The organism is Bartonella sp. 220B, assembly GCF_026930205.1.
Taxonomy (GTDB): Bacteria; Pseudomonadota; Alphaproteobacteria; order Rhizobiales; family Rhizobiaceae; genus Bartonella.
In genome coordinates this window covers 271017-295512 of the sequence record NZ_JANHOI010000001.1, presented here as the reverse complement: position 1 = coordinate 295512, position 24496 = coordinate 271017, and the positions used below count along the sequence as shown (strand labels likewise).

Annotated in this window: 23 protein-coding genes; 9 read left to right on the top strand and 14 right to left on the bottom strand. The window is 40.6% G+C overall.

All coding sequences use genetic code 11. The annotated features are described in order from the left end of the window. The first annotated feature begins 1 nt into the window (after position 1). The 3 genes from virB9 to virB11 are packed head-to-tail and all read left to right on the top strand — an operon-like array spanning position 2 to position 3004. Positions 2 to 808 (top strand): P-type conjugative transfer protein VirB9, encoded by an 807-nt coding sequence (gene virB9 / locus NPX99_RS01165; RefSeq protein ID WP_269029931.1) that lies wholly within the window; start codon positions 2 to 4, stop codon positions 806 to 808. Further along, positions 808 to 1968, top strand: a complete 1161-nt coding sequence (gene virB10 / locus NPX99_RS01160) for a type IV secretion system protein VirB10 (RefSeq protein WP_269030026.1) — start codon at positions 808 to 810, stop codon at positions 1966 to 1968. Before virB9 ends, virB10 begins: the two co-directional genes overlap by 1 nt. Next, a complete protein-coding gene (gene virB11 / locus NPX99_RS01155) occupies positions 1940 to 3004 on the top strand; it encodes a P-type DNA transfer ATPase VirB11 (RefSeq protein ID WP_269030025.1) in 1065 nt (354 codons plus the stop codon). Before virB10 ends, virB11 begins: the two co-directional genes overlap by 29 nt. Before the next feature lie 729 nt (positions 3005 to 3733). On the opposite strand, the gene NPX99_RS01150 is transcribed toward virB11, so the two are convergent. From NPX99_RS01150 to rimM, 7 genes are all read right to left on the bottom strand, one after another. Beyond that, positions 3734 to 4513 (bottom strand): succinate dehydrogenase iron-sulfur subunit, encoded by a 780-nt coding sequence (locus NPX99_RS01150; RefSeq protein ID WP_269029930.1) that lies wholly within the window; start codon positions 4511 to 4513, stop codon positions 3734 to 3736. Positions 4514 to 4527: 14 nt separating this feature from the next. Beyond that, the gene (gene sdhA, locus NPX99_RS01145) at positions 4528 to 6372 is read right to left on the bottom strand and encodes a succinate dehydrogenase flavoprotein subunit (protein WP_269029929.1); all 1845 of its coding nucleotides are present in this window, start codon (positions 6370 to 6372) and stop codon (positions 4528 to 4530) included. 4 nt (positions 6373 to 6376) lie between these two features. Then, the gene (gene sdhD / locus NPX99_RS01140) at positions 6377 to 6763 is read right to left on the bottom strand and encodes a succinate dehydrogenase, hydrophobic membrane anchor protein (protein WP_269029928.1); all 387 of its coding nucleotides are present in this window, start codon (positions 6761 to 6763) and stop codon (positions 6377 to 6379) included. Between the two features lie 18 nt (positions 6764 to 6781). Continuing rightward, entirely contained in the window at positions 6782 to 7183 is a 402-nt protein-coding gene (gene sdhC / locus NPX99_RS01135) for a succinate dehydrogenase, cytochrome b556 subunit (protein WP_269029927.1), read from the bottom strand. Positions 7184 to 7693: 510 nt separating this feature from the next. Beyond that, positions 7694 to 8134, bottom strand: a complete 441-nt coding sequence (gene rplS / locus NPX99_RS01130) for a 50S ribosomal protein L19 (RefSeq protein WP_269029926.1) — start codon at positions 8132 to 8134, stop codon at positions 7694 to 7696. Between the two features lie 210 nt (positions 8135 to 8344). Next, complete coding sequence (gene trmD / locus NPX99_RS01125) at positions 8345 to 9043, bottom strand: tRNA (guanosine(37)-N1)-methyltransferase TrmD (RefSeq protein WP_269029925.1); 699 nt, start codon at positions 9041 to 9043, stop codon at positions 8345 to 8347. 247 nt (positions 9044 to 9290) lie between these two features. Further along, the gene (gene rimM, locus NPX99_RS01120; protein ID WP_269029924.1) at positions 9291 to 9860 is read right to left on the bottom strand and encodes a ribosome maturation factor RimM; all 570 of its coding nucleotides are present in this window, start codon (positions 9858 to 9860) and stop codon (positions 9291 to 9293) included. 124 nt (positions 9861 to 9984) lie between these two features. Here rimM and NPX99_RS01115 point away from each other — a divergent pair, with 124 nt between their 5' ends. Together NPX99_RS01115 and NPX99_RS01110 are read left to right on the top strand one after the other, a co-directional pair. Then, positions 9985 to 10806 carry a SapC family protein gene (locus NPX99_RS01115; protein WP_269029923.1) on the top strand — a complete coding sequence of 274 codons (822 nt, stop codon included), beginning with the start codon at positions 9985 to 9987 and terminating at the stop codon, positions 10804 to 10806. A gap of 2 nt (positions 10807 to 10808) precedes the next feature. Next, positions 10809 to 11786 (top strand): tyrosine recombinase XerC, encoded by a 978-nt coding sequence (locus NPX99_RS01110; protein ID WP_269029922.1) that lies wholly within the window; start codon positions 10809 to 10811, stop codon positions 11784 to 11786. A gap of 14 nt (positions 11787 to 11800) precedes the next feature. Here NPX99_RS01110 and NPX99_RS01105 read toward each other — a convergent pair whose 3' ends face one another. Further along, a complete protein-coding gene (locus NPX99_RS01105; protein ID WP_269029921.1) occupies positions 11801 to 12079 on the bottom strand; it encodes a BolA family protein in 279 nt (92 codons plus the stop codon). Between the two features lie 122 nt (positions 12080 to 12201). On the opposite strand from NPX99_RS01105, the gene NPX99_RS01100 reads away from it, so the two are divergent. From NPX99_RS01100 to cobT, 3 genes are all read left to right on the top strand, one after another. Continuing rightward, entirely contained in the window at positions 12202 to 12822 is a 621-nt protein-coding gene (locus tag NPX99_RS01100) for a J domain-containing protein (protein ID WP_269029920.1), read from the top strand. 437 nt (positions 12823 to 13259) lie between these two features. Further along, the gene (cobS, locus tag NPX99_RS01095) at positions 13260 to 14246 is read left to right on the top strand and encodes a cobaltochelatase subunit CobS (RefSeq protein ID WP_269029919.1); all 987 of its coding nucleotides are present in this window, start codon (positions 13260 to 13262) and stop codon (positions 14244 to 14246) included. Positions 14247 to 14260: 14 nt separating this feature from the next. Next, positions 14261 to 16150, top strand: a complete 1890-nt coding sequence (gene cobT, locus NPX99_RS01090; RefSeq protein ID WP_269029918.1) for a cobaltochelatase subunit CobT — start codon at positions 14261 to 14263, stop codon at positions 16148 to 16150. 156 nt (positions 16151 to 16306) lie between these two features. Here the strand turns inward: cobT and NPX99_RS01085 are convergent, their stop codons facing one another. Further along, positions 16307 to 16969 carry a VUT family protein gene (locus NPX99_RS01085; protein WP_269029917.1) on the bottom strand — a complete coding sequence of 221 codons (663 nt, stop codon included), beginning with the start codon at positions 16967 to 16969 and terminating at the stop codon, positions 16307 to 16309. A 123-nt stretch (positions 16970 to 17092) separates the two neighbouring features. Beyond that, positions 17093 to 17398, bottom strand: coding sequence for a 50S ribosomal protein L28 (gene rpmB / locus NPX99_RS01080; RefSeq protein WP_269029916.1), 306 nt, complete (start codon positions 17396 to 17398; stop codon positions 17093 to 17095). A gap of 269 nt (positions 17399 to 17667) precedes the next feature. Here rpmB and NPX99_RS01075 point away from each other — a divergent pair, with 269 nt between their 5' ends. Then, the gene (locus NPX99_RS01075) at positions 17668 to 18453 is read left to right on the top strand and encodes an SURF1 family protein (protein WP_269029915.1); all 786 of its coding nucleotides are present in this window, start codon (positions 17668 to 17670) and stop codon (positions 18451 to 18453) included. Between the two features lie 809 nt (positions 18454 to 19262). Here NPX99_RS01075 and NPX99_RS01070 read toward each other — a convergent pair. From NPX99_RS01070 to NPX99_RS01055, 4 genes are all read right to left on the bottom strand, one after another. After that, positions 19263 to 19415, bottom strand: a complete 153-nt coding sequence (locus NPX99_RS01070) for a DUF1127 domain-containing protein (protein ID WP_269029914.1) — start codon at positions 19413 to 19415, stop codon at positions 19263 to 19265. Between the two features lie 141 nt (positions 19416 to 19556). Next, positions 19557 to 21173, bottom strand: a complete 1617-nt coding sequence (purH, locus tag NPX99_RS01065) for a bifunctional phosphoribosylaminoimidazolecarboxamide formyltransferase/IMP cyclohydrolase (RefSeq protein ID WP_269029913.1) — start codon at positions 21171 to 21173, stop codon at positions 19557 to 19559. A gap of 164 nt (positions 21174 to 21337) precedes the next feature. Beyond that, positions 21338 to 23035, bottom strand: a complete 1698-nt coding sequence (locus NPX99_RS01060) for a heparinase II/III family protein (RefSeq protein WP_269029912.1) — start codon at positions 23033 to 23035, stop codon at positions 21338 to 21340. Positions 23036 to 23099: 64 nt separating this feature from the next. Then, a complete protein-coding gene (locus NPX99_RS01055) occupies positions 23100 to 24467 on the bottom strand; it encodes an RsmB/NOP family class I SAM-dependent RNA methyltransferase (protein ID WP_269029911.1) in 1368 nt (455 codons plus the stop codon). Positions 24468 to 24496: the final 29 nt, after the last annotated feature.

Here is a 24496-nt window from a genome sequence, read left to right as displayed (position 1 = left end):
TATGAAAAAACTTGCATTCGTTGTCTTACTGTACTCATTTTCTTCTCTTTATACGCTACCCGTGCAGGCGCTCAAAACCCCATCTAACTCGCAATATGATCATCGTATACGCTATGTAACATATAACGTAGCTGATGTAGTGCAAATTGAGACGGTTCTTGGTGTAGCAACACATATTATCCTTGAAGAAGGTGAACAATATATCACCCACGCTTTTGGTGATTCGGATGCCTATGCTTTTGCCCATAAAGGACGGCATATTTTTATTAAACCCAAAGCGGAACTCGCCAATACAAACCTTATCGTTATTACTGATAAACGGAGCTACAAATTTCGGCTACAATTTCGCAATGACCGTGCTGGAGCTACTTACGAATTAGCTTTCCATTATCCCAGTAGCGATTCTCAAAAATTAGAGGAAAACAAGCAACGCCTTGCCCTTGAACGTGGTTTCCACAAAGTCGTGAATGGATATAATCTGAGCTACACCATGAGCGGCAACCAAAATATTGCCCCGATAAACGCCTGGGATAATGGACGTATTACCTATTTCAAATTTCCTACCAACATGGATATGCCATCAATTTACGTAGTGGATGCTGAAGGCAATGAAAGCCTAATACCACGTACTGTTGTAGGTAGTTCTAATGATATCATCGCTGTTCATAAGGTCAACCCCAAGTGGCTCATACGGCTTGGCAAAAGTGCTTTAGCTATTTTCAATGAAGCCTATGACCCCAATGGTATACCAAACACAACTGGAACAATATCTTCGGTGGTTCACCGTATCAATAAAGGAGGAAAATGATGTTCAACAATAAGAAAGGAGATGAGAATAAAAAAAGCGGAAAACTTGACGACATCGAACAAAAACACATTGAAGGTGCCTATGGTAGCTCTGAATTAAGTGCAGAACGTCGTCCAACAGTTCCAGGTGCACGCGCATTATTAATGGTAGGCCTCGTTGTCATAGTGGCAGTGCCAATTGCTCTGACTTGGAAGGCTTTAAAAATGCGCAATGCCGTAGACGTTGATGAAGAGAAGCCACAACAAACAGTGCAACAAATTATTCCTAGCTACACTCCTCGAGTTATAGAAGAGCCTAAAGTTGTAGAAGAAGTAGACAAACCAACACAAACAGAGGACTCAGCACTTGAAATTCCACCGGCCTTAGCAAAGCTTCTTCAAACAACCATTCCGCCACATTTGCTCAAAGATTCTGAAGAATTAGCGCGCAAACGTATGTTCAGTTCAGGTCTTAACAATGGTAGTGGTAGCGAAGGCTCGACAGAACATTCAAAAAATAAGACATCTGAAAGTGATAGAAGCAGTGGTGAATTATTCGACCAGCTGCAGCCTGTGCGTTTAGGTCAATCACACGCCGTTCAACTTCATAACCGTGATCTCTTGATTACGCAGGGTACGCAAATTGACTGCACATTGGAAACAAAAATTATCACAACACAACCGGGGATGACGACATGTCATTTAACACGTGATGTTTATTCTACGAGTGGCCGTGTTGTCCTGTTAGATCGTGGTTCTAAAGTCGTTGGTTTTTACCAAAGCGGCATACAACAAGGACAAACGCGTGTTTTTGTACAATGGTCACGTATTGAAACACCTTCTGGTGTTATCGTCAATCTTGACTCACCTGGCACAGGCCCACTTGGTGAATCGGGTATTGGTGGTTGGGTCGATACACATTTTTGGCAACGATTTGGTGGAGCCGTCATGGTGAGCATAATCGGTGATTTAGGAGAGTGGATAAAAGAAAAAGTCGGCCAAGGAAATAAGGAAAAGGCACAATCTCAAAATGTGCAAGGTGCTGAATCCGTTGTGAACGACCTTATTCAAAACTCCATTAACATCCCACCAACACTCTACAAAAACCAAGGGGAAAGAGTGAATATTTTTGTTGCTCGTGATCTGGATTTCAGTGATGTCTACAGCCTCGTTACACGCTAACCCAATACAGAAAGATCAAGCAGTTGCACAACTTCTGCAACCACTTGATCATTTCTTAGAAGATCCCAAAATTACGGAATTATCAATCTGCCGTCCCTGTGAAGTATGGACAAAAAGCTTGGGGGGATGGCAAGTACATAGCGTACCGGAGTTAACATCTGCTTTTTTACAGACGCTTATCACAGCTATTATCGTCTATAACGGTATGGCTCCCAAAAGCATCAATTACGTGCAATTACCTGGAGGACAACGAGGCACGATTATACAAACGCCAGCTGTCATCGATGGTTCGCTCTCTTTTATGATTCGTAAGCATTCTCTCACGGTTAAAACACTAGACGAACTCAATAGTGAAGGAGCATTTAGTGATTTTGCCGATGTAAGCTTTAATAAACCTTCAGAGAAGGAAGCAAATGACTTACTTTCAAAACAGGATTTCACACGATTAGAACCGTTTGAAGCACAACTCCTGCAATTAAAGCGTGAAGGTAAAATTCTTGAATTTTTAGAAAAATGCGTTCTAAATAAACGCAACATCATCATTGCCGGCAAAACGGGATCAGGGAAAACAACATTTGCCCGTTCTTTAATTGAAAAGGTGCCTGTAGAAGAACGTATTATTACCATTGAAGATGTCCATGAGCTTTTTCTTCCCAACCATCCTAATCATGTGCATATGCTTTATGGTGATGGAGTGGGGCGTGTTTCGGCTGAGGAATGTCTTGATGCCTGTATGCGTCAATCGCCTGATCGTATTTTTCTTGCTGAGCTACGTGGCAATGAAGCATGGGAATATCTCAATTCGTTGAATACTGGGCATCCTGGATCAATTACAACAACCCATGCCAACAATGCGTTGCAAACATTTGAACGATGTGCAACATTGATCAAACGATCAGAGATTGGACGTCAACTTGATATAGAAATGATAAAGATAGTGCTTTACACTACAGTGGATGTGGTATTATTTTTCAAGGATAGAAAGCTCTCTGAAGTCTTTTATGATCCCATTTTTTCTAAATCGAAGATAGTGTAAATAAGGCTCTTTTCTGAGAAGAATCAGATAAAATAATAACAGTCGCAACAATTTGTTGCGGCTTTTTATTTGATCTTTTTAAAACATTCCCTCCCTTTTCTGCCACTTTGTTGAATCTTTCAGCCTTTTACAGCAAAGGAATCATTGATAACTATCTCTGCAATGGAAAAACAAAATCACGCACAAGCTTTTTAGTGCACACAATTTTATTTCTTTTAATAATTTTGTTATTTATTTTTAAGCAACATGAACTTGAACAATACAAACAATACTTAATCATACTCTCTACAGTTGCTATAGGGCCTCCTCTTCACATTGGAAAGAAATGAGGCATTTTGTGTTGCTCAAAAAAATTTCTTGCACTTACCCGCAAGAAACATATAAGAAAATTCAATGATAAAGCAAAAACCAAAACTACCGCAAACATCTATTTTTCATGGATAAAAAAGAATGTAAAATGAGTGCCCATGAAAATCCATAAAATGAGATATAATTTCTATGACCGTTGAATTCGTCTAGAATACCAATCAGTTATAGCCTATGCAGATTCAACATGTATTTTTCAATGAAAGGATCTCTTTTATTTTAAGAAATAAAAGCTTCTTTTTAAGAAGTGATAAGTGTTTTTTTTCATACAAAGCCAATTTTTCAGCCTGAATCTTGTGCATCATGCCAAAAAATATGCATCCCTTTTGGTTTTTCCCATGTCTCTTATTAATTGTTAAGTTTTTAAAGGCGACGTTCAACCATGAGTTTTTTAATCTCAGCAATTGCTTTAGCTGGATTTAATCCCTTTGGACAAGTTTGTGTACAATTCATAATTGTATGACAGCGATAAAGCCGGAAAGGATCTTCTAAATTATCAAGACGTTCACCACACATCTCATCACGTGAATCAGCAATCCAACGATAAGCTTGGAGCAAAATCGCTGGGCCTAAATAACGATCACCATTCCACCAATAACTCGGGCAGGATGTTTGACAACAAGCACACAAAATACACTCATAAAGACCATCGATTTTTTGGCGATCAGAATGACTTTGTAACCATTCTTTTGCAGGTTCTGGTGAAACAGTTTGCAACCAAGGTTCAATCACACGGTGTTGCGCATAAAAGCGCTTCAAATCAGGAACCAAATCTTTGACAACGGGCATGGAAGGCAAAGGATATACTTTAATGGGATGCCTCACATCATCCATCCCTTTGGTACAAGCCAAGGTATTGGTTCCATCAATATTCATGGCGCATGAACCACAAATTCCTTCACGGCATGAACGACGAAGTGTCAAAGTTGGATCAATATGATTCTTGATAAACAAAAGCCCATCGAGAATCATCGGTCCGCAAGCTGAACGATCTACATAATAAGTATCGAGATGAGGGTTTTTCTCATCATCAGGAGACCAACGATAAACATGAAATTCTGTTAGTTGAGTAGCACCTTCAGGCTTAGGCCAAATTTTTCCTGGTTTGACTTGAGAATTTTTGGGAAGCTTAATTTGCACCATAATTCATTCTCCCCTTAATAAACACGTTTTTTAGGTGCGATACGCTTTAAATCGATACCACCATCTGCTTCAGATGTTAATGGATTGACATGAACAGGCCGATAGGACAAAGTTACCTTACCTTCTTTTGACAAATGTGAAAGGGTATGTTTCCGCCAATTTTTGTCGTCACGCTCTGGATAATCTTCACGTGCATGCGCACCACGACTTTCTAAACGTGCTTCTGCGGAATAAACGGTTGTAATTGCGTTAGCCATCAAATTTTCAAGCTCTAATGTTTCAACCAAATCGGAATTCCATATTAATGAACGATCTGTCACTTTAAGATCAGACAATTCATCCCAAATTTGGCTTATCCGCTGACATCCTTGTTGCAGAGACTCTTCGGTACGGAACACCGCAGCATCTTCTTGCATAGTCCGTTGCATTTTTTCACGCAACACAGCAGTTGGTGTTCCTCCTTTGGCAAAACGCAAACGATCAAAACGTGCCATAATTTTGTCAACAGCTCCCTCATTAATTGGTGGAATTTCTGCATCACGATCAATGACTTCACCAGCACGAATTGCAGCAGCACGTCCAAACACCACAAGATCAATCAATGAATTTGACCCCAAACGATTAGCCCCATGGACAGAGGCACATCCAGCCTCTCCAACAGCCATCAAACCTGGTTGAACACGATCAGGCGAATCAACTGTTGGATTGAGTACTTCTCCATAATAATTGGTAGGAATACCACCCATATTGTAATGAACCGTTGGTAGGATGGGGATAGGTTCCTTTGTCACGTCAACACCAGCAAAAATCCGTGCTGATTCAGAAATTCCCGGCAACCTCTCATGCAATATAGCGGGATCAATATGGTTAAGGACCAAATGGATATGATCTTTCTTCGGACCAACACCACGTCCTTCACGAATTTCAAGCGTGATACAGCGTGAAACGAGATCTCGTGAAGCCAAATCTTTAAAGGAAGGCGCATATCGCTCCATAAAACGCTCTCCCTCAGAATTCACCAAATAACCGCCTTCACCACGCGCTCCTTCTGTAATGAGGCAGCCGGAACCATAAATCCCTGTAGGATGAAATTGAACGAACTCCATATCCTGAAGAGGCAACCCTGCACGTGCAATCATTCCCCCGCCATCACCGGTACAGGTATGTGCCGATGTTGCTGAAAAATAAGCACGCCCATAACCACCTGTTGCGAGAACAACCATCTTTGCCGAAAAACGATGTATTGTACCATCATCAAGATTCCACGCCACAACACCGGTACACACACCATCCGTCATAATCAAATCAAGTGCAAAATATTCAATAAAGAACTGCGCATTATGTTTTAAACTCTGTCCATAAAGTGTATGCAAAATAGCATGCCCCGTACGATCGGCTGCGGCACAAGTACGTTGGACAGGTGGACCTTCACCAAACTGTGTTGTATGCCCCCCAAAGGGACGTTGATAAATTTTTCCTTCTTCCGTCCGTGAAAAAGGCACGCCATAATGCTCTAATTCGTATACAGCAGCAGGTGCATTACGCACCAAATATTCCATTGCATCGGTATCGCCCAACCAATCAGACCCTTTGACGGTATCATACAAATGCCATTGCCAATTATCAGGTCCCATATTGGAAAGTGAAGCAGCAATACCCCCTTGTGCTGCAACCGTGTGTGATCTGGTTGGAAAAACCTTCGTAATACAAGCTGTTTTTAATCCTTGTTCGGCCATACCAAGCGTAGCACGCAAACCAGCACCACCTGCCCCTACAACCACAACATCAAATTTATGATCCACAAAATGATACGGGGCATTACCTGCTTTAGCACCCAGAGATGATCCTGTATTCACCATACGTTTAACCCCCTAATGCAATTTTCAAAAGAGCAAAAATGGTGACACCGCCACAAACAAAACAAAACAAAATATTTAATGTCAAAAAGAATATACGGAAACCTTCACGTGGAATATAATCTTCAATAACCACCTGCATTCCAAGTTTCATATGATAAAGGACCGAAAGTGTCATCAACCCCATTAAAACAGCAACAACAGGATGGGCAAACCGCGCACGCACAATGCTATAGTCCTTTCCAACAAGTGAGAGAATAAGAACAATAAAAAATACCAAAAGCGGTAGATTGATAAAACCTGTCAAACGCTGTAACCAAAAATGCTCTGTTCCTTCATGGGCACTTCCACGTCCGCGTACTTTTGCAAGTTCTGTTCGAAAATCTTTTTTCATAGCCCTCTCTACCCCCAGCTAAACGATGCTATACCCAATAATCCAAATGGCGAAGGTTACAATAAGAGAAATAAACACTGTTGCCCATGCAATCACTGTTGCCTTTTTTTTAGCCAAAAGGCAAGGTTTTAGATCCCAAACAATATGACGAATACCACCCACCATATGATGAACTCCAGCAAGGGTATAAAAGAATAAGATACAAAGCCCGGGTACAGATCCATAAATCTCATTCACGGCTCTAAACACCTCAGCTCCACAAGCAATTGAAACCAACCAAAGCGCAAGAAAGACGATACCGAAATAAAGAGCCATACCGGTGATACGATGTGCGATAGACATCGCCATCGTGATGGTCCAGCGATAAATGCTCACATGGGGAGAACGAGGGCGCTCTTTCATCCTAATTGTCTCTGTCATAAACATCCTGACCTGGTTTTACTGCAACCGCATCATGCGCGATAAAATCGCATAAAACGACTAAATGCATTATCATTTCCATTTAATTTGGCGTCTCAAACACACCAATATTACAGGTCGGTTATCTCAAATAACGGATTAAAGGTCACGCTTAAAAAAACCGATTTTTTCACAGATACAATCTGTAAAACGCACTTTAATTTAATACAATTTTATCTTCACGTCAAAGGTCTAACATCTTTTCTCAAAGAGAAACATATATTTTTTCAAGTATAGGCATTTTCGTTTTTCAATATCAACAATATGTTTTCTGAGGTTTTAAGTTTCAGATTACAGTTATAGTTACAAGAGAAATAGAACACAGAAATTTTGAGAGATACAACATTCTCATGCACACGCAGATCCCTCAACGCCCCTTAATCTAAGTGCAAACACGAATCACGGAAAGCACAAAGAACAACAGAAAAGCCGATTTTACATAAATTCTAGTAGATGCAGCCACCGACTCGATTATTCAGTAACCTGCGCTTCTGCATCTGAAACAACAGCTGTTACTTCTACACTGTTAGCAAGCTTTTCACCTTTTTTCCGATACTCTCTTTTTTCAGCGATACGCGCAGCTTTACCTCTCAAACCGCGAAGATAATAAAGTTTTGCGCGACGCACTCTACCTCGACGCACAAGTTCAACAGCTTCAATTAAAGGAGAATAAATTGGAAAGACACGTTCAACACCCTCACCATAAGAAATCTTACGCACTGTAAAGGTCTCATTCAACCCACCACCTGAACGTGCAATACAAATTCCTTCATAAGCTTGAACACGTGTACGTGTTCCTTCAGTTACACGAACCATGACACGAACCGTATCCCCTGGTTGAAAGGCCGGTAATTGGCGTTTTGCTTCAATTTTTGCACATTGTTCAGCTTCAAGCTGTGCGATAATATTCATTTCCTTTATCCTTCATATTCTTTATCGAACAGTCAGAGCGCTCAACTCTTACCTAAAAAACTTTTTCTACAAAGATAAAGAGTTCTTTAGGCTATGCTTTATGCAGGAGCGAATACACCATTTCTTCATTATCTTGGAACGATAGAAAACCCTTCACAGAAAAACTCTTATATAAAGAGAGTCATGCAATACACCACCTTACAATGTGAATCAAGTTTTCTGATGATTTTTATGATAACGCGCATAAAGATCGGGGCGACGTTGGCGTGTTAACAATTCGGCTTGGCTTTGACGCCAATCAGCGATAGCCTTGTGATGACCTGATGTCAATACAGGAGGAATACTGCGTCCTTCGAAAAGAGCAGGACGCGTGTAATGTGGGTGCTCCAACAAACCATTCTCAAAACTTTCACATTTCCCAGAAAGTGCATTTCCCATAACGCCAGGAAGAAGACGGATAATGGCATCCAAAAGAACCAGTGCTGCCGTTTCCCCCCCTGAAAGAATATAATCTCCAAGAGAGATCTCTTCTAATTCCCGCGCTTCTATAACGCGCTCATCAACACCTTCAAAGCGCCCACAAACCAGTGTCACCCCTGATTCACACGCCAAAGAGCGCGCAATGGTTTGGTTAAAAATCCGCCCTCGTGGACTCATCAACAATCTTGGCGAATCATCTGGACAACTATCAAGTGCAGCCGCTAATACATCTGCGCGCATCACCATACCCGCCCCACCACCAGCCGGTGTATCATCAACGCTATGGTGTTTATCTAACGCAAAATCCCTAATTTGCACTGTCTCCAGTGACCATATCCCTCGCTTTAAAGCTTGCCCTGCTAACGAATGCCCTAAAAAACCAGGAAACATTTCAGGATAAAGTGTTAAAATGCGTGCTTGAAACTTCATTCATCCTCGCCTTATATCCCAAGCATACTCAATCAACATTAACAGGCAACACCAACAGGTGTATTCTCAACCTTATGTTTTTATCCAACATATAATTCCTCATTTACACTGTCTCACCATATCCCTGCTTTTAAAATTGCTCTACTTCAGAAGTCCTAAAATATTTTAGGATAAAGTGCTAATAAATTTGTTGGGAAATTTAGTCTTGCCTTTTTTCACTTTCCACTTTTGTCATTTTCCTACAGCTTCATTTTTGCTTCAAATCACTACTCTCCACCGCATTCTCTTCCTTATCGCTTAAACCAGCAGCCACTGGATCAACAACAAGAAAACCAGAAGCAATGCAAATTTTTGGAACAGCTGCCTTACTAAAAGGAATAAGCACCGTTTTACCCGTATTCAAACGCATTTCAAGCAAATCACCAGCTCCAAAATTAAAAAAACCATGTACCTCCCCCAAGATTCGACCGACACAATCTTGAACACCAAGTCCAATGAGATCAAACTGATAAAATTCATCCTCGTCCAAATCATTTACCAATTGCTCACGAGCAACATACAGGCGAATCCCTTTTAAACTTTCAGCAACACTGCGGTTGTCAATCCCTTTAAAACGCACAATTGCATTCTTTTTTTGCACACGAAGTCTTATAATTTCATAAGTACGCCCCATATCATCATAAAGAGTAGCATAAGTTTTTAAACTCTGTGGTTCACCATTTAAAACTTTAACAAAAATGTCTCCTTTTATGCCATGAGGCAAACCAATAATGGCAAGATAGACTTTATTTTTAGGCTTTTTTTTATTATGTTCCATATGAAATATCATCTCTTCAAAATGATTCCTTAAATTTTGGCTATTAAACCTTGTTGCCACATCAAAATCTTCACAAAAAGACCTTTCTTGGTAACAAAAACAAATGAATAAAAGGAGAAGTCTTATGGCAAATATTATGCTGTTTTACAAAGATATTACCCCAATTAATAAAGTTACTCATAAAAATCTCAAATTTTCTCCTCCAAGTGACATGTCCTTTGCGAAAGATACGCATTGGGTTCCTTTAGCAAGCAGTGAATATTTTCAAGCTGCTCTACACTACCCTATTTTGTTTATGTGCGCAGAAGATGAACAAAAGAAAAAACACTATACATCCGCTGCTCTTGTAGGTCTATCTAACGATGAAAATGATTACATCACCTCTGATAAAAATTGGGAACGCAATACTTATGTCCCCGCCTTTGTTCGTCGTTATCCTTTTGTACTTGCACAACTTCAAAATGAAAAAGAGCTTTCTGTTTGCTTTGATCCGCAATCAGGAATGTTTAATGAAGTTGCCGGAACAGAACTTTTTAATTCGGATGGTTCTATTTCGCCTTTTATGGAAGAGCGTATTCATTTCCTAGAAAGCTTTAAAATCGCTATGGAAAAAACCACTGTATTTATTGACGCCCTTGTAGAGATGGATCTTCTCAGTCAAAAATCCATTAATGTAAAAAATGACCAAGGTCTTTCGGCGCAATTGGAACATTTTTGGGTTGTTGATGAAGAAAAATTAAATAAACTTTCTGCAAGTCAACTTGCTAAACTCCATAAAAACGGCTTTTTAGGGCTAATCTTTGCGCATCTGATGTCAACGCATAATCTTTTAAAAATACTCTCTTTAAAAGGTGAAAAGCGCATCATGAATCACGAAGAAGCACAGCAAAAGAAAAATAGCAGCTCTGAAAATAACACAGTGAAAAAGAAAGAGACTCTCAACTAAAAATGCCTATAAAAAAAGACGGTAGAAAAGACGAAAATGTCTTCCTGATTCCAGCCAACCATGCCATTTTGACGGCAAGGAAAAATTGGTTAGAAGATCTTGTCCGAACACGGCGCATGGCAACAAAAACAGCACAAGCTTATGAATGTGACACGAGACAGTTTTTGTTTTTTCTCTGTCAACATTTAGGGTATGAGCCAACTTTTGATGATCTTGCCAATTTGCGCGTTCTCGATTTACGCGCTTATTTGGCTTATCGCAGAGCAAATAACATAAGCGCCCGCTCTTTAAGTCGAGGGATGGCGGGTTTACGCTCTTTTTTCAGATATTTATCGCAAGAAGGCATTGTCAATGTGCCAGCTGCTAAGCTTATCCGAACCCCAAAACAGCCAAAATCGCTGCCAAAACCTTTGGCGATAAAATCTGCTCTTCATATTGTTAAACAAGAAAATCAACAGGAAGATGAAGCATGGATTACTGCCCGCAATGTTGCTGTTTTGATGCTCCTTTATGGCTGTGGCATGCGAATATCAGAAGCTTTAGCACTCACACCAGAGCAATTTGCTGATCCTGAAAAAAAAAGCTTGTTTATCACGGGAAAAGGTCAAAAAACACGCCTTGTTCCCCTCATAAAAATTGTTTACGAAACAGTACAGAATTACCTCAAATGCTGCCCCTATCCTTTAGTGAACAACCAACCCATGTTTCGCGGTGCGCGAGGAGGCCCTTTGCAGCCAGCTATTATTCAACAAGCCGTTCGAAATCTACGTGCAAGCCTTGGTTTACCAGAGACAGCGACACCTCATACCTTACGCCATTCTTTTGCCACCCATCTTTTATCCCGCGGGGGAGATTTACGCACTATTCAAGAACTTCTTGGTCATACATGTCTTTCCACCACTCAAGCCTATACCCATGTTGATACAGACCACTTATTAGAAATTTATCAAAAAGCACATCCTCGCTCTGAAAAAACTTGAATGGAAAAAGGAAATTAAACAGAAGAAACTTCAAGCGCCAAAGCATGAACACAGGTAGCTAGCTCTTTTTGTAAAACTTGATAAATTGCTCGATGGATTTCCACACGCGTCATGCCGACAAAAGAAGAAGAAAAAATTTTCACCCGAAAATGTGTTTCCCCTTTCCCATCAAAAGCATGCTCTTTATGAAGATGCCCTTCATGAAGGTGACTCTCGTTAATGACTTCAAGTTTTTGCGGATGAAAAGCATCTTGGAGTTTCATCTTAATTATTGTTTGAATCGGGGTAGACATTTTTGTTCCTTAACAAAATAAATTCTGGAATGAGTCTCTTTAGATCTGTAAAAGAAGTGTGGAATAAATTTTTCAAAAGTCAATTCTTGTCAAATCAATTGATTTTGCATAAACCTAAAGACATGGTAACAACATCTAAATTATTTGACTCAATTCGAATTAGCTCTCAAAAAAAGGGGCAGGCTGAATCACAAGCCCAACAATGTCAATGGGAAGGCTGTGAAAAAGCAGGCGCCCATAAAGCACCAGCAGGTCGAAATCACGAAGGTCAATATCTGTATTTTTGTATCGAACATGTACGTGCTTATAATAAAAATTTTAATTACTTTTCTGGTCTTAGTGATAAAGATATTGCCAAGTTCCAAAAAGATGCGCTCACAGGACATCGTCCAACATGGACTACGGATTTTAGCAATGGCACATCAAAAAAAACAGCTGCGCATTACGCACAAATTCGCTCTGGCACAGCAGCTTACCAAAACCGTATGCGTGATCCATTCACGCTCTTTACTCAACGTCATGCAACCAAAAATTCCTCACGGAAATTAAAACCTTTAGAAGCCAAAGCGTTTGATACCTTGGGATTAGCAGCAAATGCTTCATCTGAAGATATCAAAGCAAAATATAAAGAGCTGGTAAAAAAACACCATCCTGATTCCAATGGTGGCAACCGTTCTTCAGAAGAACGCTTTCGTGATGTTTTGCACGCTTATAATCTGCTCAAAAAATCTGGTTTGTGCTAAAAGAACGCATCCCCGTGCGAACCCATGCTTTTACGAAGCATATTTTCAACCAACGCATTGATTTATAAAGATAATTTATCATTTTTTCTGTTGAATGAGAGACTTGAATATCCTCAGATTCTCTCATTTTAATCCTGCTAATGTTGAATCAATCAAAACCACCCCTTGCGCATCACAAGTAAGACTATCCGTATAGATAAAAACGAGAAAGAAAGGAGTAAAATGCCTTTAATGAATCGTCTAAATGCAAGGGTTATTGCAATATTTTAAGCTGGAAAATAGTGTGACGGTGCCGGCTTGTTGCAAGATAGAGAGAATATCTGATAAAAGGCGTCTTTGATATCTAAGATCTCATGATAGAGCATTGCATAAATGCTCTAACTCTTGTATCGTTTTCTAACCAATGAAAAAAGCGTCCTTTCCCTTCCGGAAAAACAATGACAGAAAAAAAACTTACAGTTGAAAATACGCCCGATATCACAGTTTGTGCTCGTGATATGTTCAATGTTGATGCGAATATGAAAATTCCTGCTTTTAGCACAAAAAGCCCTCACGTTCCCGATATAGATCCTGATTATCTTTTTGATCAACAAACAACTTTAGCAATTTTAGCAGGTTTTGCCTTTAATCGCCGTGTTATGATTTCTGGTTATCATGGTACAGGGAAATCAACACATATCGAGCAAGTTGCTGCACGTCTTAATTGGCCTTGTATCCGCATTAATCTCGACAGTCATGTTAGCCGCATTGATCTGGTAGGAAAAGATGCCATTGTTTTAAAAGATGGCTTACAAATCACTGAATTTAAAGAAGGCATATTGCCATGGGCTTATCAAAACAATATTGCTCTCGTTTTCGATGAATATGATGCCGGCCGTCCCGATGTTATGTTTGTCATCCAACGCGTCCTTGAAGCTTGTGGGCGACTAAGCTTGCTTGACCAAAGTCGTGTCATCACGCCTCATCCCGCATTTCGTCTTTTTGCAACTGCAAATACCATTGGTCTTGGTGACACAACAGGCCTCTATCACGGTACACAACAAATTAATCAAGCCCAAATGGACCGCTGGTCACTTGTGACAATACTTAATTATTTACCCCATGATAAAGAGGTTGATATTGTTTGTTCAAAGGTTAAATCTTTTCAAACAACAGAGGGGAAAAAGACAATTTCACAAATGGTTCATGTTGCTGATATGGTACGGAAATCTTTTATTAATGGAGATCTTTCAACCGTCATGAGCCCACGTACAGTCATCACTTGGGCAGAAAATGCGGTCATTTTTCAAAATGTGGGCTTTGCCTTTCGGTTAACCTTTCTCAATAAATGTGATGAACTCGAACGTGCTACTGTCGCAGAATTTTATCAACGTGCCTTTGGAGAAGAGCTTCCTGAATCACTCATTCATGGTGTTTTGCCTTAAGGAATATGTCAATCATGACGACCGAATCTGGCAACAATAGCAAAAATCTCGTAAATAATTCTTCTAGTAATACTCTTAATGCTGCCGCTTTTAAAAAAGCACTTTCCAGCTGTATGCGTGCTATTGCTGCTACGCCCAACCTTGAAGTTTCCTTCAGTCATAACAGACCATCTTTAAGCAAAAATGATGCGCGTTTACCGGAATTGCCCCAACAAGCAACTGGCAAAGATATAGCGATTACACGTGGATTAGGCGATTCCATGGCTCTGCGCACAGCATGGCATGATCATCGCATTCATGCACAATTTGCTCCACAAGAATCAGAAGCTCGTGCTGTCTTTGATGCTCTGGAGCAAACACGGGTTGAAGCAATTGGCACTTTAGCCATGGAAGGAATTGCACAAAATCTTGATGGAATGCTTGCTGATAAATATAAAAGAGCGCACTATCAAAAAATCAGTAGCCAAAGTGAAGCCCCCATTCAAGAAGCCATGGCGCTTTTATTGCGCGAAAAAATAACAAAACGCCCTCCCCCAAAAGAATCTGGCCCTGTCTTAGAGTTATGGCGTCAAGAAATCGAACAAAAAGCCGCAGCAGAACTGAACGAATTGACACATCATATTCACAACCAACACGCTTTTGCACGCATTGTTCGTCAAATGCTTTTTGCCTTAAAAATGTCAGTCCAACGAGAAGAAACCTCTGACAGCGAAAACAATAAAACATTAAAAAACGAGGGAGAACCTCAAAATCAATCAGAAGAAGAAAGCAATAACGAAAAAAAAACACAAAGTGACGAACAAACAACAACAGAACATGAAAGCGATGCGCAAGACGAAGGAAAAACGCAAGCAACACAATCAAATGACAATGATAAAACTGACGAAGAACAAGACAGAAGTCCTTGGCAAGAAAAATCGAGCCAATCCAAACGTCTTTTTGCCATTTCAGAACAAATGGAAAAGCTCAACGATTATAAAGTTTTTACCCGACAGTTTGATGAAGTTTTGGAAGCGACAGATTTTTGTTCTGAAAGCGAATTGGATCACCTACGCCATTATCTTGATAAGCAAATCAATCATCTCCAAAACATTGTTGGGCGCTTAGCAAATCGCCTACAGCGCCGCCTTATAGCACAACAAAACCGCAATTGGAATTTTGATCTTGAGGAAGGATATCTCGATACCGCGCGGCTCCCCCGCCTTATCATTGATCCCCTGCAACCACTTTCTTTTAAAATGGAAAGCAACACCCAATTTCGTGACACGGTTGTTTCACTGCTGATAGACAATTCGGGATCAATGCGTGGACGACCCATTACTGTTGCAGCAAGTTGTGCAGATATTTTAGCACAAACTCTTGAGCGTTGTGGTGTCAAAGTTGAAATTTTAGGCTTTACCACAAAAACTTGGAAAGGCGGAAAATCACGCGAACAGTGGCTTAGTCAAAACAAACCCCATAATCCAGGGCGCCTCAATGATTTGTGCCATATCATCTATAAAAGTGCAGATACCCTATGGCGTCGAGCACGGCGCAATTTAGGTTTAATGATGCAGGAAGGATTGCTGAAAGAAAATATTGATGGTGAAGCGTTGATCTGGGCGCATCAACGCCTTTTATCACAGCATGCACAACGCCGTATTCTCATGGTCATTTCTGATGGAGCCCCTGTTGATGATTCAACACTATCGGTCAATTCCAGCAATTATCTGGAAAAACATTTACGCGCGGTGATTCGAGAAATCCAGACCCATTCTCCTATAGAACTCATTGCTATTGGCATTGGTCATGATGTCACACGCTATTATCAGCGCGCTGTCACAATTATGAATGCCGAAGAGCTTGGCAATGCTATAACAAAACAATTAGAAATGCTCTTTAGCAATAAAAAATCTTCTCAATGAAGTGCCTAAAATCATGTTTAGACACTGAAGACAGCTATCGAAAATATCTTCGAATATGACCCTAAAATGCTGTTTTCACAAAAGACACAACATGCAATCTTTTCATCTGCAAAAATAAAAAGATAAAGGTTTTTACTCGCCCTCAACGAAGAAGTATTAATCTTTTGCATGACTTTTATAAAGCGGACGTCTCATAGCTTTAAGAATTGTTCCATAAGGGATGAGCATCAAAAAACTCATAATAATTTTTATTGAAAAATCACCAAAAGCAAGTGAGAGCCAAACTGGAACTTCAAGCTCGAAGAAAAACACACTCCCAAAGAGCGAACTATTCGCATAACCCGTCATCTGATCGATAAAGGTAAAAAGGCTACAAAAAGCAAGAGAAAAAAATAAAACCGTATCCAGAGCTGAACCAACCAATGCCGCTGCTAAAGGCGCTTTCCACCATGCTTTACGCCGCAAAGGAGTAAAAACAACAATATCGAGAAGCTGTCCAAATAAGAATGCTAAACTAGAAGCAATTGCAAGGCGCGGTGCTGCCAAAATCCAAGAAACACAAACACCAGAACAAAAACCAGCATAAACCACACGCCGTGCGGCTGCTGGACCATAAAAACGATTGGTCAAATCATTGATCAGAAAAGCGATCGGATACGTAAAAGCACCATAGGTCAACAATTCATTCAAATCAAACCAATAGACAGGGTACTGAACCAAAATATTAGAAGCAGCCACAGTAAGGCACATGGCAAAGATAGAGAAAGCAATAAAGTTTCTCTCTTTCTGTGGGAATAAAAGATCGGACGCTGAAGACATTTTTTTTAACCTGGGATATGGAACCAATAAAATACAGCGATCAAATAAGTAAAAAGCCAAAAGAACAACGCATCCTTAGCATAAGGAGGAGTTGATCCAACTCTGTTAATAAACCAAAGAGAATTAGGCTGCTTTCTCAGCCGCATGTTCAGCTTTTTTCTTAATAATTTGGCGTTTTAACAAACGCGCACGTTGCGACAATTCTTTATCATTGGCTTTGATCAAAAAGCTATCAAGGCCACCGCGATGCTCAACAGAACGCAAAGCACTTGCCGAAACGCGCAAGCGATAACTTTGCTGTAACACCTCAGAAATCAGTGTCACATTACAAAGATTTGGTAAAAAACGACGACGGGTTTTATTGTTCGCATGGCTCACATTATTACCATAAAGAACTGTTTTCCCTGTCAATTCGCAGGCACGAGACATAAACTTCACCTTTAAACTCTAAGAAACTCTTCAATCTCAACAGCCGAAAAAACAGAACAACGCAAAGAGCTCCCTTAAACGGACATTATTGAGAAAGTATGTTTCTAATAGGGTGTCGACAACAAAAGGTCAAGTCTTTTATAGAACCTTTTGCGTCTCTTGTAAGCGAATTTTTGCATGATTTTCCATAAAAAACGTACAAAATATTTTTTTTAACGCCCAATAGTGCTAAAAGGATGCTTATCATTCTAAAAGGGGAAGTGTTAATCATGAATAAAACAGTTTCATCCATGACAGAGCTTCAAGAAAAGCATATCCGCTTTTCTTCATTTCTCTTTGGCTTTTTATTGACGTGCTTTTTCCTTCTCTTTAGCGCACTAGGTGTATGGCAAATACAACGATTAAACTGGAAAACAAATCTTATCACCAGTGCCAATCAACGCGTTCACTTGCCTCCCATCAAAGCACCACCGCAAAATCAATGGAGAGACGTTACTTTTGAGAAAGATGAGTATCGCCCTGTCGTCATTACAGGAAAGTTTCTGACAGATAAAAATATTTTTGTCACTGCTGTTGCTCAAAATACCACGGGCTACTGGGTTTTAACCCCTCTACAAACAGCCGACAATACCCTAACCTTTGTGAATCGCGGTTTTATCCCCATGGATGCGCGCCAAAACTTTCAAAACGCAGAGCAATCACATACAGATGCCTCTCCTCAACAATATTCTGCGAAAAACACCGAACAAACCACGGTTATAGGTTTGTTACGGATGAGCGAAAAAAATGGATTCTTTCCACGCAAAAACAATCCGGATACTAATTTGTGGTATACACGCGATCTTCCGGCTATGGCACAAAAACTTGGTTTATCCAGCGTTGCCCCTTATTTTATTGACGCCGGAAAAAAAACAGCTCCGCAAAAAAGCTTACCCATTGCGGGCTTAACTGTTGTACACTTCCGAAATAATCACCTTGTCTATGCTCTTACGTGGTTTACCTTAGCTGCTGGTGTCTTAGGGGGCTTTCTTTTTCTGCTACGACAAAAAAGCTAAAAAAGATACAAAACAAAATCTCCACCTCATGAAGCATGTGTAGTTAAATGACTTTTCGATGCGCATCTTTTTCAAAAGCAACATCTTACTATTGATTTTTGAGTGAGTGCTTTTATAGGAGGCAAATATACACGTTGATGAGAACGGCTGATATTCAGTCTTCAAAAAAGCATACGTTTCATACCAGAGCATATCTTCACTCTATTTATCGAGAATTTCATACGCCACTGTACTTTCTTTCTCAAAAACAGCGTATGATAGAAATTATTGTCAACGCATTAATTTATTTTATAAAGATAAATCATCGTTTTAAACTTCTGTCATAGCCCTGAATATTGTAAGATTTCTTCACCTCAAATGCTCTCATATTGCGTCAAGATAAATCCCTTGCTTGCACATCACAAGCAAAGTTAGCATGAGATAAAAAAGTTTTGAGATAAGGAGGAAAATGCATCCTCTGAACTACCTGAATCCCGCCTTAATGCAAGGATTATTGTAATATTGGAGCTAAAAAACAGAATATAGAATGACGCTACCGACTTGCATGCATCATAAACGTAAAGATGATGGCACCGCATAGCTCTCGCCTTACACCATTCACGGGCTTTTCGTAAAATAAAGAACTTGAAAGCATTGAGAAATATTTCTTAAAAAAACCGCGAACTGTAAACAGACAAATGCCCCTCTTACAGATGCTCTTTCTTAATATACCTAAAATGAAGAAAAAATGCTCAATTACAAATTCTTCTCCCTCCTCTCACAAAGTAGCCTCTTAAATGCTCTCACAAAAAAATTTGAGAAAGCAAATTTTAAAAAGACTTGCGTGAATAATACCGCGCAACTGAATTAATATTGCCACGGTAAATACCAAGGTCATTCAGCTCATCTGCTGAAAGATGACTCAACGCATTAACTGTCCGCCGATAACGACGCCAATTACTATAAGAACGTAGAATACTCATATTACTCAACCTTTAATATAGTTCTCCCCTAAGCGATAAGGTAGAGCAAATTACAAAAAAGAGTTGTGCTATAACGACATAACAGATATGCGTTTATCACATGAGAAACTTTTCTTATTCAAAAAGGCAAGATGCAAAATATTAATGGCGAAAATGCCGCACACCTGTAAAAACCATGGCTAAACCATGTGCATCAGCTGCTGCAATAACTTCTTCATCACGCATTGATCCACCCGGTTGAATAACCGCTGTTGCACCAGCTTCAACAGCTGCCAAGAGACCATCTGCAAAAGGAAAAAATGCATCTGATGCAACCACAGACCCTTTTGCAGAAGATTCTGTTAAGCCTGCTCTTTGAGCACTTTCTTCAGCTTTACGCGCAGCAATTCTCGCAGAATCAACACGGCTCATTTGGCCGGCCCCAATCCCAACAGTTGCGCTATTTTTTGCATAAACAATAGCATTTGACTTCACGTGTTTCACCACCCGAAAAGCAAATTGAAGATCACGCATTTCCTCTGGAATTGGTTCTCGCTTTGTCACCACTTGCAGTTTGAGATCATCAACCACCATATTATCACGCGACTGTACTAACATGCCACCGGCAAGCGTTTTAGCAATAAGACCTTTACAACGTGGATCAGGCACACCCCCAGTTACCAACAAACGAAGGTTTTTCTTCCTAGCAATAATTTCACGTGCCGCCATTGTCGCATCAGGAGCAATAATCACTTCCGTGAAAATTTTGACAATCTCTTCTGCACATTCTTCATCAAGGGTTTGATTTAACGCAACAATTCCACCAAACGCCGAGACATTATCACACAGAAGAGCTTTCAAATAAGCCTCTTTCAAACTCTGTCCTTCTGCAACACCACAAGGATTTGCATGTTTAATAAGAGCAACAGCAGCAGTTTTTTGAGGATCAAATTCTGCTACCAGTTCGAATGCCGCATCTGTATCATTCATATTGTTATAAGAGAGTTCTTTGCCTTGCAAAAGTTTAGCTGTTGCAACACCAAAACGTTTCTCACGACTGCGATAAAATGCCGCCTGTTGATGTGGATTTTCTCCATAACGCATGACACTTTCAAGATGACCCGAAAAACTTTGCCATGATGGCGTTTCAACTTTTAAATCCTGTGCAAACCACGCCGCTACCGCTGCATCATAAGCAGCTGTATGTGCATAAGCGCGCATTGCTAACTGACGTCGCATAGACAAGCTTAAACATCCATCATGCGTCTTTAATTCCGCAAGGACAGCATCATAATCACTCACTGCTGTAATAACACCAGTATAGGCATGATTTTTTGCTGCCGCACGAATCATTGCCGGTCCACCAATATCAATATTTTCAATGATTGTTTGTCTATCAACTCCAGATTGAGAAGTTTCTTCAAAAGGATAAAGATTAACCACCAGAAGATCGATTTCATGGATACCATGCTTTTCCATAGCTTCCCTATGGCTAGGGTCCTGTCTTACACCTAACAGAGCGCCATGAACCAAAGGATGAAGAGTTTTAACACGCCCATCCATTATTTCTGGAAATCCTGTAATTTCTGCAACATCTTTGACAGCTAACCCCGCAGCCATTAAAGCTTTCGCTGTTCCTCCTGTTGAAATCAATTCAACACCATAAGAATGAAGAGCTTGTGCAAATGTAACCAAACCTGTTTTATCTGATACGGAAAGAAGAGCACGACGAACCCGATGAAGATCAGGTATGGGAAAACTTTTTGCAACAATACCCATAAGAGGAATCCTAAAAATAAAAACGGTGATAATTCGAGAAAAACGCCCTTAATCTTTATAGCACATGCCTTTATCAAAATACACTAAAAGAAAAGAATATATTTTTTAACGCACAAAGAATGATTTTATTTTTATTCGTGTAAAGAATCCCATCATTGCTTTCATTAACAACATGTAAAACGCCAACGAACTTTTTCTTGAAGTGCAGGACGGAAATACAAAACGATCTGTTGTGTGCGTTGCGGACCTGTAGATTCAGCAAAATCAATCGAGTCCTCAAGAAAAATATCAGCGTCAGGTGACATAAAATACCACTCCTGTCCGTCTTTAGCAGCTAAACGCACACCACTACCATCATAGTTTACTTCAATGTGTGGATGAAGATGAAATCTTACAGCAACATTATTCTGCTCATTTTGATCTACTTGATGTCTTTTTGAAAGCCCCTTGGGTGGTGTAAAAAAGCGATCAAAACCCTCGATCATTGTTCCATTTGTTGCTAAAATAAGACCACGCTCATGAATGAGATTAAAAGGTTTTACATAGCCATCATGGCTTGCAATAAAACCCGTTTTCTCTGCATCCTCTAGACGACGGACTTTGACATCCGTTGGTCCGTTAAGCAAAAGTGAAGCATCTCGTTTCCCTTTTTTATGAAAAACACCTACCGAACAATCATTAACTGTTGCCGTTGAATGTGCTGCAGTCACACGTCCTAAATGTCGATATTCTTCACGCCCATAAGGATTAACGCCTGTATTAATAATAAAGCGGCTTCCTCGTGAAGACATTTCAAACGACAAACATCCCGAACTAGCATGTTGCGCAACAGAACGTGGGGGAAATTTTCCTGTATCTGCAAGCACTGTCGTCTGATGCGCTTGTAAACGTTGAAACCCTGAATAACGTGCATAGCTAAAAGGATACCCGGCTGTTTCATCAAGTTCTAAAACAGTTGATAAGCGTTCAGAAACAAGTGGTCCAACTCCATTAAAATGCGCCAATGTTTGGTCTTCGTGGATAAAAAACCGTAATGCCGGCAACATACGCTCAACAGAATCAATGAGAATACGCGGTGCTGTTTCATGAATCTTCACAAACAGATGACGTAACGACAATAAATCCGATAACAAGTCGAGCAAAATAGCAGGACTACGTGATATATGACCACCATCAATCAAAATCTGGTGTGAAAGCTCCTTTATAAGAAAAGTCTGCACCTTCTTTTTTATTGCCGCAGAAACAGGCAAAGCAAGAGAGGCAAATGTCAAAGCGGCAGCGGCTTGTAAACGTTGATCATCGCTTTCCATACTATAAATCGTTGTGCGCAAATAACGAAACTGAAAACCAAGTGCACGCAAAAAGCGTTTTTCAAACCGTTCACTTGCCCCTTGCAACAACATTTTTGAATGGCAAATCCACGAAATTAAACGCCGTGCCACAACCGGTCTACTCCAAGCAAGCCCCTTGACTTTTTTTCCACCATGATCAAGCCAATCTTCTAAGAGAGAACGCGCATGTGCTACAGCCAAATCACTCTCCGCTGCCGCCATATGTCGCAACCAATGAAAGTCATGAAGCGCTTCCTCCCATTCAGGCGTTGGTGGAACCAACGCAAAAGGTGAAACAGCGCCAGCATGAACAACATGACCAGCAAAAGCAAAACGACCGTGATAAAATTCATGCGCCATCACCGGATCAGCTAGATGCAAATCAATGGGATGCGCTAAAATTTTATGGGGACGAAACCCCGAAAACCGCCAACGAAACAGAGGACCAACGGATAAACGCCGTATCAATTGGTGTACCCTATACCCAAAGTCCGACGCCTTTACCTGATAACCTTTTACTGCGACCGCCACAATTTCAACTCCGTACGTACCGAATCGCGTACAATTTCGGCCATTTTAGTAAATGAACCATTAATTAAGCCACTTTCCGCAGGCGTGCCGCAAAAAAACCATCCATTCCTAAAAATAGGTTTTTTTCAGCGTCAAAATTTTGCTGACAAGAATCAGCAGGTGTTGTTCGCAAAGTCCCTTTAACAGAGAGCAAATGCGCCATTGCGCCCATTTCCTCTGCGCAAATAGGTTCTAAAACAACATCATCCCGTTCCGATAAAATTTTCTCAATGAGATCTTCACCTTCTTCTTTTGCTAGGGAACAATTGGAAAAAACAATAAGTCCTCCCTTTTTCACCAAAGCAATTGCCGCGACAAGCAAATCATATTGCAATGCCGCCAATTTGGCGATATCGTTCATTGATTTCGTCCATAAAATATCTGGATGACGGCGTATTGTTCCAGTAGAAGAACAGGGGGCATCAAGAAGAACAGCATCAAAAAGCTGTTGGGGATGAAAATCTCTCATATCCCCCAACCACGTGCGAACTGTAAAATGAAGCCGCTCCATATTTGCTTTTAAACGCGCTACCCGATTAGCAGACAGATCGACTGCTGTCACCTTAGCCCCTTGCAAAGCCAATTGTGCTGTTTTTCCACCAGGACTTGCACAAAGATCCGCAACATTTTTCCCTTGAATATCCCCAAGTAAATAAGCAGGCAACGCCGCAGCAAAATCCTGCACCCACCAAGCCCCCTCTGTATAACCTGGTAAATCAGTAACAGAACAATCCAAACGGTTTAACCGAACGGAACCATTAGGCAAAACAACACCATCAAGCCGTTTAGCCCACCCAACACTATCGGATTTAACGGTCAAATCGAAGGGCGGCGGCGTACTTTGAACAGCCAAAATTTGATTCGCTTTTTCTTTTCCGTAAGTTGAAACCAAAAGCTGCGAAAACCACGCAGGAATCCCTTTCATGGTAGAAACTTGTTGGCGCAACAACACCGCCTCACGCGCGACATTGTGCAAAAGAGCATTTACCATTCCTGAAAAACGGCGCATACGCGGATCAATTTTGGCTACACGTACAGCTAAATCAAGAGTAGCGTGATCAGGGATATCAAGGTAGAGAATTTGCGCCACACTAACATGCAAAAGATGCTGAAGTGCAAGTGCTTGCGCAGGCAAAGTCCGCATCAAAAAACGTGATAAAGCAGCTGTAATCTGCCCTCGATGACGCAAAGCCACTGTCAAAATAGCACGACACAACGAGCGATCTCGTTGTGAAAGCCCTAAATATTGTGGATGCCCATGTTCATTATCTGTTAAACCAGCAAGAGACGCCTTCTTATCAAGCACCGCTCCCAAGAGACGAACACATACCTGCCGAACAGCTAATCCAGGAACATTTCTTTCGGACACATACCCCGCTTTCTTGTGTTTCAAATCAATACCCTTACACCTTTGTTTCCCCC